A 14,317-nucleotide genomic window follows, 5' to 3' on the forward strand; every position below is an offset into this window, starting at 1 on the left:
AATTACTTTAAAATATTTTCAAAAGTTGCTTACCTGCACAGCAGGAATGTTGTCATTTACCCATCGGTTCAAATTCAAACACAGCAGTGCCCCTTTTCGTACTACTGATTGGTAAAAAACCGATGCGATACAAGGCTTTGCCCCAGCTGTTAATCATTTTAGGATCGTCCATTATCTTTTGTTCAATACCGGGTTTCATTATTGATGCATTATATTTCAGTTTCATTACGCGTTCACCTGCTGCATCATAAAACACAATAGTTCCCGGCGCTTCCACCTGTGGGTTGCAAACAGTTAAGAAATGTAAACAGGTGGTGCCTATTACATTGACCAAATCATACGATTCCGTAAGTATCATTTTATCCTTTTCCAAAGAAAAAGAACGCTTCCATTGCCTGACAGCTGCTTCCGCAGGATATGCCTGCGCAATATCGAGGCTGATTAAGGTTTTATTTTTTGTTGTATTCATAGCAAACGACGTTGCCCTGTAAGTGCGCCCTTCATGCTGCATGATTCCATTGATAGTAGGACAGTTGTGCCATTGCGACTGCATGTTCCAAAGCTCGTATCGTCTGTTGCTGAAAGTTTGCGCAGTATAGGTACCTACACCGGCATCTACAATTACGGGCTTCCCGCCTATATATAAAATAAAATTGCCTACATCATTATGATTATGACTTTCTTCATTATGCCCCCCCTGTACAGCCAGAAAAAGTTCTTTGGCAGCACCTGGACCATTTCTGGCTATCGCTACCTGAAGATCCGGAAATAAAATATCCAGGGGGCTATGCACTGCAGAAGATGTATGAGCAAGCGTTTCAAATAATGTAGCCGACTGCACAAAATTTACCAATGTTCTGGAAGCAACTATTTTGCCTTTTTGGTTCAACAGGTAAGCTGCAAACTGCTTCAGTGCTTTATTACCGAACATTTCACCAAAAAGATAAACACTTTCGGGGTCAGGAATAAATTGTGGTACGGCATCTGCAAAATTCACAAAGTAACTGCCATCTATATGCATTTTATAGATGTACGAACCCATGTTAAGCAGCAGCTTATTATTATTCCAGTTTAGCGCACCGTTTGATGCGCTATTAGCCAGGGACAATAATTGTATCAATTTTCCTGCCGCTTCATTCCAGTAAGAGCTGCCTTCATCACAACCCCCATCGGCCGGATACTGGTTGATAAAATAGTCGGCACTGAGAAAGACCTTGCTGATCAATTGTTGAAGTACGCCCATATTCTCTTCTGCCAGTAAGGCGGTATATAGCACGTTGGTATTGATCCAGGCATTCCAGTTATTAACACGCTGTCCGCTGAACCCCATCCACCAGAAATCATTTCGTTTCAAATAAGGATCCAAAAAGCGATCTTTCAGCTCCCTGGTAATGCGTTTATTAATTACAGGCGAAACCTTTTCAATCTGTTCGTGCAGCAGAAACTGAACCATCGCAATATTCACTGCCGTTTCAGCATTCACGAGGCCAACAACCGGCTCGTAAGGATCGGGCAAATCTGCGCCTGCCTTTTGCAGCGCTACAATTGCCGGAATTTCCCAGGTACTTTCTTCGAGAGTAGCCCACAGCCCGTTGACCAAGGGCGGGAGATATTTTTTTTCATGCGTCAATAAATAAGCAATTACCAGATTATAAAAATTCGCCCGCCGTTCCAACTGCATCTTTTCAAATCCTATACGGTTGCCTGTTTCCTTATATTCAAGAAAAGAGCTGGCAGGTAATGCCTGCCAGCAAAAAGATAATGCCCTATCCGCCTTTTCCCGGAAATGATGCTTTATAGAATCCGGTAATGCAGCAATCTTCTCAAAAGTACGTTCCCTTTGTATTTGCCGCCAGCTATTAATGCCATTTCTATCAGGCTTCCATCCGGTAGCGCGCAAAGCCGAAGTAAGATAGTTTGCCGCTTCGTTCACCTGCTGCGCAGCAACCCTGCTACCCGTAAGGGTTAATAATAATCCCAGGAAAAACCCCGCTGCATAATTCATACATTCTTTCAGCATCCTGCCATTCTCCCTTCTTGTATTGTATGCTATTACCAATTAGGATTCTGAGTAAGTTGTTTATTCAACGCCAGTTCTTTTGTTGGCAGTCCCCATAAATAATCCCTGTCCGGGTTAAAACCACGGAATGACTGCGCCTCAAGCAATACATAACCATTTAGTAAATTAGGCGTAGTGCCTGAGGGGTTTTCTGCGGGAAAATACTTTCTGCCAAGTATAGCTTTAGGTAATAATGTCTCTGCTGTTTTCCAGCGCAGCAGATCCCAGTACGCATGTCCCTCAAAAGCAAGTTCCACGGTCCTTTCCCGCCTGAGCTCCGTTTGCATGCTCAATCCATTCGCACTCACAAATGCATTGGTAAGTAATGGCAACTTACCGGTATCGCCACCTGTGGCACGATTGCGCAACGCGTTAATGGTAAGATTCAGGTCTTCATCGCTGATCGCCCCATTCAGCTCAAACTTAGCTTCTGCATAGTTCAACAATACTTCTGCATATCTTAATATATTAAAGTTAACATAGCTCACATTAGAGGCCCAGTCGCTCACAATCCAGTATTTCCTGTAACGGTAATTGATTCCCGCGTTATAGGTAATAAGTCCACCCGTTGAGGGAGTTGTCATGGTATTATTATAAACAGACATTTCCATCCTCGGGTCCCTGTTCCTGAACTCGGTAAGAGAGCTTGTCTGGTTAGCAGAAGAATCATAGGCCGATAGTCCCTGCGGCAAACCATCCTTATATAAATACATATCCATCATTTGGCGCGTGGGAGCAATATGTGCCTGATCGAGATATTGTCTTCCGAAGTTGTGTGAAGTGATATTATTATTCTGGTTCTGCCCGTAAAGTTTCACCAGTATATTCTCCTTGTTAGTGCCATAAGTATAATTCACCTGGGGACCCACTATTGTTTGAACCGGATTGCCGCCGGCACCGCCGTCATATTGAAACAAATAAAAATAACTCTGCGCTCCCTGTGCTTTATACAGGGAGTGTTTGGCTTCATTAATCAATGTGGTGCCTGCATCAACAGCCGCCTGCAGATTGCGCGATGCAGTGCCTATACTTCTGAACTTATCCCAGGTGCCCTCAAACAAGCCTGCCCGTGATTTGTATGCCAGTGCCGCAGACCGTGTAATGCGGCCATATTCAGCAGCAGCCATCACGTCAGGCTGGGGACAATTAGCCGCAGCAAAATCAAGATCGGCATACACACTGTCAATTACCTGCTGCCTGGGCGTCCGTGCAGCATACAACATTTCATCGTTGGCTGTAAGCGTGCGATTAATATAAGGCACATCCCCAAAACGTTTTACCAGCTCAAAATAAGCCATCGCCCTAAAGAAACGCGCTTCTCCAAGATATCTTTTAATTGTATTCGCATCGCCGGTTACCGTTACCGACTTTTCCAGGATATTATTTGCAGCCCTGATTGCTTTATAATAGTTGTTCCAGTCATTAGATGTTGCCGGTGCCACACTGGAACCATCGCCAAAACCAACAGAGCGGTCGCCAAACGCCTTATCCGAATAATTATCCTGCAAAGGTGTAGGATAGCCGGAGGGGTCATCCGCTGCATTAAGACCATTTAAAAATGTGTACAGATAATTACATGCCTGGCTCATATCAGAAGTTGTTTGCCAGAAGTTATTATCAGCCAACTGAGACCCCGGCTTTAGGTCCAACTTTTTCATACAGCCGGTTACTGTAAGTGCAGCAACGGGCAACAACCACTGCATAACCTTAAAACAATATTTTTGTATCATTGATTTATATTTTATATGAATCGATAGAAGAAATACTTAACTTTTAAACAATCCTGTTTTATCCGTTAAAAATTGACGTTTATGCCCAAAGCGTACACAGAAAAATAGGGATACGCATAAGAAACATTACTGGGACTTTCCGGGTCGAAATACTTATACCAGGCTTTAGTGGCTGTCCATATATCCTGGCCACTAAAAAATATTCTTGCCTTTTGCACTTTCAGTTTGTTTAATACCTGTAAAGGAAGTGTATAGCCAATCTGCAGGTTTTTCAATCTCACGTATGCGCCGTTCTGAACAAATGCGCTATTTATATGCGTATTGGTACCACCACCGGCCAGGGGCCTTGGAAAATTTGCGTTCCTGTTATCTTCTGTCCAATAATTATCAACATAATTAGCAAGCGGATAGCGCCAGCTTTGCACAAAGGGCAGCGCCTGGGTAGGATAAATTATGTAACTGCGCTTACCGGTTCCCTGCAGGAACACAGAGATATCGAAGTTTTTCCATTGCGCCCCAAGATTAACACCAAAATTATACCGCGGAGAAGTATTGCCCAGGTACACGAGATCTCCGTGATTCTCCGGCGTACCGGTTCCGCCACTGATTATATTATCACCGTTTATATCCTCATATTTGATATCTCCCGGCCCCTGGTTCGTAGCTCCAAATTGTTTAGGGCTCTGGGCTACCTCATCCTTACTCTGGAAATATCCCAGTGAGCGATAACCAAATATTGAATTGATAGGCATTCCAGGTATAGCAGTATTGATACCCTCTGAGTACACAACATTGCCCAGGTACTTAGTAATCGTATTGGTATTATCACTTATATTAACCCCGGCAAAGTAAGAAAACTCCCCTATCCGGTCTTTCCAGCCCATATCAAAATCCCATCCTTTTGTTTGCATAGCTGCCGCATTAGTGGTGCTGGGAGCAACGCCCAGTACTGCGGGGAGATTTATGCTTATCAGCATATTATCATTTACCCTTTTATAATAATCAAAACTACCGCTTAAACGCCCCTGTAATAATCCGAAATCAATACCGATATCAGATGTAGTTACGGTTTCCCAGCCAAGCCCCTCAGACGGCAGCGCTGCCTGGTACACATACGTTGTAGCCGTATTATTAAAAGGGTACACCCCTGTATTTAGCGTTGCGACAGACAAATAATTGCTCTCGTACAACTCACCCAGCTGTGCATTACCCAGCTTACCCCAGGAACCTCTCAACTTAAGTTCGCTGAACAGCCCCAGGTTTTTGATCCAGTCTTCCTGCGACAGGCGCCATGCGGCAGAAAACGCCGGAAATGTCTGGCTGCGGTGACCCGGGGCCAGGCGCGAACTCGCATCGTTTCTCACCGTAGCTTCAAAAAAGTATTTCCCCTTGTAATTATAATTAAATCTTCCAAAGAATGATTGCCATGCATTTTCCTGCAGATTATCCGCAACGGCCGTTACCGGCAATTGTGAGTTTGTTGTATAATTCAGTGTAGGTAAATTATTATTGGTAAGATTCGACTGGTAGGCATTTACAAGGTCATAATTATAGTACTGGTACTGAAAACCGCCCATTGCCTGAAAATGATGGTCACTGACATCAAGTGTATAATCCGCCAACGCATTAAAAGTATACCAGTTTTGTGAAGTACGGTATTTCCTTAAAGAGTTGGCTTTGTTCAGCCATGCATTCTGAACAAAATCGCCCGAACTTTTAACGAAATTATACAGTGGTACTGTTTTGTTAAACAGGTTTTGGTTTATCTGCTCAATATGCGGACTATAGTTGGTGCTCAGCACAAGACCTTTTGCCAGGTTTTCTGCCTTTAAAGTAAACACCCCGTCCAAAACATTTTGTTTAGATTCGTTATAGCCACCGTCTTTCAATGTAGCATAGGTATTATTTCCGGAGATGGATGCATATTTTGTTTCGTTGCTGCCTGGTACAAACACCGGATAGATAGGACGCAAGTTGTATATATTATACAATAATCCGTAATCCCCCGTCAGCGTTCCGGCAGCCTGCCTTATGTTATTCTGAATAAAAGACAGGCGGGAATCCAGGGTTAGTATCCGGTTTAACTTTGTTGTAAGGTTAACGCGCATATTATACCGTTGGTTATTATCAGGCCCTACTTTAAACATCCCATTGTTATTGTTATACCCTAATCCTATAAAATACCGGGTTTTATCATTACCACCTGTAACATCAAGGTTGTGCTGCCATGAACGGAACCGCTTGTTTACAGTCATGCCTACATAATCCATCTCCTGATAATAAAAAAGATTTGCAGGATCGTCAGGCACCAATGTTATAGACGGATCTTTAAACATAGCGATCTGCTTATCTGTAAAAGACGGCGAACCACCATTATTAATATTGGCAAGATTCTGCAATGCGGCGCTTATATGAAAAGGTACTGTTTCAGGCAGGCTTATCGGTGTTTTGATCTGGTACATACCCGTATAGTTTACTGTTACTTTACCGGCCTTACCAGCCTTTGTGGTAATCAGCAACACCCCGTTAGAAGCTTTCGCCCCATAGATGGCTGCAGCAGAAGCATCTTTCAATACAGTTACAGATTCAATATCGGATGGATTGATCAAGGTAAGATTAGCATATTCCACACCATCGACAATTAATAATGGCTTGTTGGTACCATTCAAAGAAGAGTACCCGCGAATATTGATATTCCAGCCTTCCGCGCCGGGTTGTCCGCTAGACCGGCTTACCACCAGGCCGGGAGAAAGGCCCTGCAAGGCCTGAACCGCATTGTTTACCGGCCGGTTTTCAAGTTTATCTTTACCTATTACAGATACAGCGCCAGACACATTAACTTTTTTCTGGGTACCATACCCCACCACAACTACATCAGACAACGTGTTATTGTTCTTCTCAAACATTTTAAGGTACACTTTATTAGCTTTAATAACATGAAACACATCATTGTACCCTATATAAGAAAACAAAAGCGTATCGCCCGTTCTGGCGGTAATGGTAAACGCTCCGCGGGTATCGGTTGTAGTAGCAACCCGAGAACCCGAAAGCTGAACGGTAACGCCCGGCAGCGGCTCCTCATTCTCATTGACAACAGCTCCTGTTATTGTTTGGGCAAGCAAAATATTTCCCATACAGCAGAAGACAATAAAAAGCAATAGCTTTTTTAATGATCGATTCTGAATCATAATCTAATTTTTACAGTTTTATTTTACACGAAAAAGCAAATGGTTTCAACAATCAAAAACACCTGAATCTATGCATTAGATCTGTTAAAAGAAAGCAGGCGCCAATTAAAAATGTTTATCGTTAAAAATATTTGAAACCGCCTTTCGACATTCCTGTCTACTCCAGTTTCAAAAAAATAAAGCAATCGGAACTATTATTATGAGATATGTAACCGTTTTTATTCCTGAGTATTAATATAATCAAAAGTAGCATGCCAGCGAAGCAGTAACAACGTCAAAATTTGCTAAGAAAAGTAAAATTTTTGCCGGCACCTTCTATACATACAATCTGATTCGCATAGCAATCGGCAGAGGCCGTTTCATCCACCTTTAAAATAATCAGCGTTGGCAATATGCCGGCCTCATGTGTCGTTTCAACGCTTTTAAATCACCCGTATTAAAATCACATCTGAAAAAATTCTTCCGAAACCTTATATACACTACAGAACAGCATACCAGGTCAACAAGCTGCCTCATTGCGCCTCGTTAATGATCGCCGTTAGCTCTATATTGATGCTTTTACAAAGCAGCAAGCCTTTATCAAAAATAGTACAGCAATACAAACAGTACAACTTCAAAATTTGCAAAGAATGGTCAAATTTTTGCCTCCCGATATTTTTGGCTCATAGCAGCAGTAACGGTCTATGACGCTGCTTTTTCCTTTAATCAATCAGCTCCTTTTATTTCAGCTAAAACAAACTGCCAAGAAATATGTTTTTACAGGCCCCCCGATAGCGCCGTATAAATTTTTAATAGGATAAACAAGGCAAAAACTCTTTTAGGGCCAATGAATCAGGCTCATAATGCCGGCTTTCGCTTAGGGGAAAGCAGCAGAATAATTACCCAGGCAAAAAGATAAGAAAGACTGCAAATCACGAATAGAATATTATACCCCTCCATAAGGTTCCCTGTTAATTTATAATGGTCCAGCAAGGCCCCTACCAGCATGGGGAACAGAATGCCTCCAACCGACCCCGCCATTCCGCCTATTCCAATTACAGAACTCAGCGCGTTCTTAGGAAACATATCTGATGCAAATGCAAAAATGTTAGCGCTCCAGGCATTATGTGCAGCCGCCGCCAGTGAAATCATACCAACAACCTGCCAGCTGCTGGTGGCATATTGCACGGCAATAACAGGAAGCACGAGTACGGCAGCAATCAGCAGGGATATCCTTCTTGCTTTAGTAAGCATCAATCCCTTTTTCACCAGGAATAAAGACAGGTACCCGCCACCAATGCTGCCAATAGTTGTTGCCGCGTACACGGCTCCCAGTTCCAGGCTGGGTTTGGTAAGATCCATATCAAAAGCAGAAGAAAAATAAGAGGGCAGCCAGAACAAAAAGAACCACCATATAGGATCAGTAAAAAACTTGCCCGCTATAAATGCCCATGTAGCTTTAAGTCCAAGCAGTTTTTGCCAGGGAACTTTTACAGAGGCATCATCTGTTGCGCCTTCGTCATCACTATGAATATGTTCAAGCGCTGCCCTCGGCAATCCCTTTTTAGCCGATGGAACCTGGTAATACCGGAGCCAGAAAAACAGCCATATAAAACCCAGTACGCCCGTTATCACAAATGCCTCCTTCCATCCCCAGGCACCAAGAATCAGTGGCACAAAAACAGGAGCCAATACAGCACCCACACTGGCACCGGAATTAAATAACCCCGTGGCAAACGCCCTTTCCTTCTTAGGAAACCACTCTGCCACCACCTTGATGGCGGCCGGAAAATTGCCCGACTCTCCCAGCCCCAGCAGTGCCCTCACCCAAATAAAGCCACCCGTACTTTGTACAAATGCGTGAAGCATTGCCGCTATACTCCAGAAAATAATAGATACGGCATATCCACGCTTCGAACCAATTATATCCACAATACGGCCCATCAATACCAACCCTATAGCGTAAGCTGCCGAAAAGGCCATTACAATACGGCTGTAATCCTTTTCGGTCCATTGAAAAACCTTTTCAAGTTCGGGTTTAAGTAATCCTATAACCTGTCGGTCTATATAATTGATCGTTGTTGCAAAAAACAATAGTACAACAACCCACCACCTGTAATTACCGGCTGCTTTATTAACATTCATTTCTGATGAGGGTTAGGTTTAAATAACACAATCCGTGCACAGATTTACTCCCACAAAATCGGGAGCATAGAGACGGTACGCTTATGCTCCATATGCTGCGCTCATTTTTTCCAGGATATGCCCGTTTACTTCTACAAGATGCCCGGTAGTTCCCGCTTTAAACCATTCAAAGAAACGGTCCTGGTGATAAAACGGCTCGGGAGTAAGCAATTCATTTTCCAGGTAACTGATCAGGCTGGAATAGTAGCTGTCTTTTTCTGCCGCGATCATTAGCCGGGCTCTGAGCGCATTATATTGATTGAGCTGCTCATTGATCGTTTGTATATATTGCAGATGCCTGAAACTTCCGGGATTTTCCGTTTCCAGTATTTCTTTAACAAATACACCGGCGCCGCCATCGTGGTTAGGAGCAGGCAAGCCCATCAGGGCGGCGATTGTAGGAGAAATATCCGTATGCTCAAAATAAGGTAATGTTCTGTTTGCAGCTATCCCGGGACCTTTAAACAACAGTGGAGTAATACCACTATCAGGTTCAATAACAGGATGCCAGCCCTTTTCACATTGTCCCTGATCCGAAGTAACAACCAGGAGCGTTGCATCCAGCATCCCTTTTTCTGCTAACGCCGATACAAACCGGCCCAGCAATACATCAGCAGTTTCAATACTCTTTACATACGGAGAGCCATCGCCCCAGATATTTCTGTAATAAGGTTTGTCGGGTGTGGTATAGGTAAGGTACCGCCCTTCATTACCCGGTGTCTGCAAGTGTATCCTGAAATACTTTATATCATGACGGTTCATTAAATCAATGCTTTGCGTTACTACCTGCTCATCCGACATTTCGGGATTGTGTATATTGATGGTAAAGCCTTTGCTTACCGAGAGGTATGCTTTAGTATTCGTTACAAAAGCAGAAACACCGGCAAACACATCCTGCAACATTCTATTGCCAGGCCTGATAAACAACGTGCCCTCCTGCAATACCGGGTTAGGAAAAGAAGAGGTATGTATGCGTCCGTATTCTCCCACTGTAGGATGGTGCGGGGCAATCATATAAGACTGGTTGATATAAGTTCCCTCCTTTATCAACGCATTTAAAACAGGCATTTTTAATTTCGATGGAGCTTTCCAATGCAAACCATCGATGAGGAACACCACCACCCGTTCCGGATTTTTTATAACATTATTAAGCATCATTCAAAAAAAATTAAACCGTCAGTTAACAATTTGCTCTTTTACCAAACACCGCACCCTTTTCGAGCGGCATTACATTATCAGCATAAAATTTAAGCCAGTTATTTTCAAGCTGCCTTTCTAAAGGAGCCCAGCTATTCATGCGACTATCAAACGAATCTTTGTGAATCAGCAAATCTATCTTTCTTTCATGCAGATCAATTTTAATCGGATCATTTTCCTCAACAATAGCCAGCGGCCCCCCAAGTGCGGCTTCAGGCATCACCTGCCCGATGGTGATTCCTTTATTCAGACCAGACAGTTCGCCATCCGTAACAACCGCAACAGTATCGGCCAGGCCGGCTCCGGATAAAGCCGCCATAAAACTACAGGCAAATACAGTTCCCGGACCACCAACAGGCCCCAGCATCCGCAATACAACAATATCACCGCTGCTTATTTTCCCTTCAGCCAAAGCCTGCATTGCCAGGTCTTCATCATTGTACACTTTTGCAGGCCCTTCAAAAACCCTGCGGCCTGCATCAATAGCCGAGAGCTTAACAATCGCGCCGTTAGGCGCCAGGTTCCCCCTGATAATGGTAAGCCCCGGTTCTTTCCTGAAAGGATTGCCGGTGGACCTTATGTATGTTTCATCTATTTCCACAGGATCATTTAATATATCAGAAAGAAACTGATTGTTCACGGTTTGCACCTCCAGGTTCAGCTCGTTCTTCAACCGTTGCAGAACAGCCCGTGTGCCGCCGGCTTTATCAAACTGTTCAATACGGTCAGGGCCATTAGGCCTGATACGCGTGATCTGTGAAAAACGAGTCGCTTCTTCTTCAAACATTCTAATGACATCAAGGTTCAATCCTGCTTCTATCGCAACCGCAGTAAGATGCCTGACCGTATTCACAGAACAGCCGATAGAAACAGCTACCCGTATAGCATTCTGAATACTTTCCCTTTTAATGATATCCCGTGGCCTTAAATTATCATTTACCAGCTCTATTATTTTTTTACCCGCTTCCATTACCACCTTTTTCAGCGCTTCACTATCAGCTCTTATAGGTGTAGAGCCAGCCAACGCCATCCCCAATGCTTCGGCCATGCAGTGCATTGAATTAGCGGTTGCCAAACCGGCGCATACGCCGGGGCCTTTAATAGCGCACCTTGTCCATTCCTCCATTTCTTCCAGGCTCATCTTACCCGTCAAAACAGTGCCTACTCCTTTATACACTTCTTCTATATCCACCTGCCGGCCATTACAATGCCCACCTAACTGATAACCGCACGCCACCACTACAGCCGGTATATTAAGACGGGCCGCTGCCATCAGATGAGCCGGTGTGGTTTTATCACAGGAAGATAGCAAAATCATTCCATCCAGCTCGGCGCCCTCAACCATTACTTCAATATCATTTACCAGCAAATCGCGCGAGGGCATTAAATATCGTGCCTTCTTACCGGCAGAGGTAATAAAATCAGAGGGAGCAATGGTGCATACTTCAAAAGGGAGTCCGCCGGCTTCCTTAACCGCAGCCTGGGCCATCCGGCTATATTTTCCCAGGTGCTGATAACAAACCGACAAGCCCGAAGATGAATTGATAATTGCTATTTTAGGTTTTTCAAAATCTTCTTCCGCAATGCCCATCGCAATCCATTGGGAGCGCCTTACCGCCCACCTGGTGCTGCCTTTTTCAAAATTGCTTCTGAGTTTATTCATATGCCGTTTTTAAATGCTTTTGTTTCATCCATAAGGCAACATCTTTACCCGTAAGCCCGCCTGCACTTATATTTTCTGACAACATCAAACTGCAGGCCGCGCCAGTGGCATAACCCATCCCGAAACATTGTGCAGTAACTCTTGCAGAAGCCAGTGCTTCGTGCTCGGCAGACAGGCACCTGCCTGCCACTAAAAGATTTGAGGATCTTGCAGGGATCAGTGTTTCAAAAGGAATATCATAATAATCATCCTCCAGGTATGCGATTTTAAGAGTGCCCGATGCATGCAGCTCTATAGGCCATGCCGAAAAGGTTACTGCATTTTCGCTTTTATTGCCTTTGATTACATCTTCGTTTTTCAAAGTCGCCTTGCCCAATACAGAACGGGTTTGCCGGATGCCCACCTGCGCGCCGGTTTCTGCCATATAAGCATTTTTGAAAGCCGGAAAGGTATTTATTAAAAAAGAAGCATAGGCTCTTGCCTGTTTCCGCCCTTCTATTTCTGCGTAGGTAATATCTTTTGAGTAAATGCCTATTGGTACAGATCCATCAGGGAAAGTGATCTTCGTCATATTACAAAGCACTTCGCCGGCGTTAGGTGATGCGAAAAGATACACATGATGCCTTGGCAGCAAACTATTCCCCTTTTGGTAAGCCGCATATATTTTCCGGCCGATTTCTTCCTGGTCTGTTTTCAAAAATGACGGCATGTCCACATTAGCCATTTTAAAAATCATTGTAGGTGTTTGCACTACTCCGTTATTACCTACTGAAAACGGATGCTGTAAGCTATGCACTATTGCTGCATCGCCCGATGCATCAATAACATATTTAGGTTGTATAGCAAATTCTCCTTCGCCTCCTTTTACAATAATATACTTAATATACGTATCGGAATCAGTAATTGCTCTAAGAAAGTACGTATGATATAATATATCACAACAGGTATCTGAAAGTAACGCATCAGCAGTCTCTTTCCATTTAAGGCTGTCGTGCGGCACCAAAAGTGTTTTCCCAAAAGGTACAGGAGCCGTAACGCCCTTTTTTTGCTGAAGCAGGCGATAAAACTCATCAGCAAAGCCAAACACTATTTGCCGGGGATTAGCCCCCGATGAAAACAACCCGCATATTGTACCGCTAAGCCCCGCCACAGCGGCGCCTCCGCAAAAACCGTATTTCTCAACCAGCAATACCGATAAGCCCGCCCGGGATGCGCCCACAGCTGCTGCAATGCCGGCAGCTCCACCGCCAATAACGCAAACATCGGGCTTATACCAAACCGGCACTTTATAAGATGCCACCTGAAGCTGCTCTGTCATATAAAAGCAAAGTTTTATCGTCGTCGGAAAAATATTTAAGGTTACATATATGCGTCGGCATTTTTCCATTTAATACATCCAGTACTGCCTGAGCCGCACTTATTGCTATACGCTCATTCGATTCCCTGGTAGATCCGGCCACATGCGGAGACAGAATCACATTATCCAGTTGCAGATAAGGGCTTTCCGGAGAAAGTGGCTCTTCCCTGAAAACGTCCAGCGCTGCGCCAGCAATATCGTTGCGCCGCAGCGAGGTCACCAGGTCATTATCATTCACCAGCTCACCGCGCGATGCATTAATAAGATAAGCCTCCTTTTTCATCCTCTTTATATAATTTTGATTGATAAACCCACGGGTTTCTGGTGTTACAGGACAGTGAAGACTTACAAAATCAGATTCGCTAAATACGGGATCCGGTGTTTCTACAAAGCGAACAGACCGCTCCTGTTCCGGAACAAAAGGGTCATACACCAACACTTTCATACCAATAGAACAAGCCAGTTTTGCGGTGGCCCTTCCGGTTTTTCCAAAGCCTATAATACCCAGGATTTTTTCTTTTACATCTATTTGCCTGGAAGAAAAACGTTGGCTCCATTGCTGGGTACGAACAGCTTTATCCATTAGGAATATCTGTTTAGACATTGCAAAAATGAGTGTAAGCACATGTTCCGCTACCGTATTATCATTCGTGCCCGGCGTGTTGCAAACAAGTATGCCTTTCTGCGCAGCAAATTCGAGATCCACATTATCAACGCCCACACCTGTTCTGGCTATTACTTTTAAATCTGTTGCCCGGTCAATCACTTCCTTATCAAATACTGTCGTAGCCCTCAAAATAGCGGCATCGGCATCAGCTATTAACTGTAATGCAGTATCTTTTTTAGTATCAGGAGCAAAAACAAATTGTACTTTATCTTTAAGCAGTTCAATCCCTTTGATATTGATAGGTTCTGATACAAAAACTTTTGGTAAAGCTTTCATTTATTATTATCTTTTGG

Annotated in this window: 8 protein-coding genes; all 8 read right to left on the minus strand. The window is 43.8% G+C overall.

Translation table 11 applies throughout. The features are described 5' to 3' along the window. Positions 1–52 precede the first annotated feature (52 nt). Positions 53–2,059 carry a heparinase II/III domain-containing protein gene (locus tag ACYVBM_RS16465; RefSeq protein ID WP_460686786.1) on the minus strand — a complete coding sequence of 669 codons (2,007 nt, stop codon included), beginning with the start codon at positions 2,057–2,059 and terminating at the stop codon, positions 53–55. After that, positions 2,053–3,789, minus strand: coding sequence for a RagB/SusD family nutrient uptake outer membrane protein (locus ACYVBM_RS16470; RefSeq protein WP_460686787.1), 1,737 nt, complete (start codon positions 3,787–3,789; stop codon positions 2,053–2,055). The genes ACYVBM_RS16465 and ACYVBM_RS16470 overlap by 7 nt, the downstream gene beginning before the upstream one ends. Positions 3,790–3,854: 65 nt before the next feature. Continuing rightward, on the minus strand, positions 3,855–6,977 hold the full coding sequence (locus ACYVBM_RS16475; protein ID WP_460686788.1) for a SusC/RagA family TonB-linked outer membrane protein: 3,123 nt from the start codon (positions 6,975–6,977) through the stop codon (positions 3,855–3,857). A gap of 837 nt (positions 6,978–7,814) precedes the next feature. Next, a complete protein-coding gene (locus tag ACYVBM_RS16480; protein ID WP_460686789.1) occupies positions 7,815–9,101 on the minus strand; it encodes an MFS transporter in 1,287 nt (428 codons plus the stop codon). An 81-nt stretch (positions 9,102–9,182) separates the two neighbouring features. Continuing rightward, entirely contained in the window at positions 9,183–10,298 is a 1,116-nt protein-coding gene (locus ACYVBM_RS16485) for a sulfatase-like hydrolase/transferase (RefSeq protein WP_460686790.1), read from the minus strand. 22 nt (positions 10,299–10,320) lie between these two features. After that, positions 10,321–12,000 carry a dihydroxy-acid dehydratase gene (gene ilvD / locus ACYVBM_RS16490; protein WP_460686791.1) on the minus strand — a complete coding sequence of 560 codons (1,680 nt, stop codon included), beginning with the start codon at positions 11,998–12,000 and terminating at the stop codon, positions 10,321–10,323. Continuing rightward, the gene (locus ACYVBM_RS16495) at positions 11,993–13,318 is read right to left on the minus strand and encodes an FAD-dependent oxidoreductase (RefSeq protein WP_460686792.1); all 1,326 of its coding nucleotides are present in this window, start codon (positions 13,316–13,318) and stop codon (positions 11,993–11,995) included. Before ACYVBM_RS16495 ends, ilvD begins: the two co-directional genes overlap by 8 nt. Beyond that, a complete protein-coding gene (locus tag ACYVBM_RS16500) occupies positions 13,287–14,300 on the minus strand; it encodes a hydroxyacid dehydrogenase (protein ID WP_460686793.1) in 1,014 nt (337 codons plus the stop codon). The genes ACYVBM_RS16495 and ACYVBM_RS16500 overlap by 32 nt, the downstream gene beginning before the upstream one ends. Positions 14,301–14,317 lie beyond the last annotated feature (17 nt).

The organism is Niabella aquatica (genome assembly GCF_054779315.1).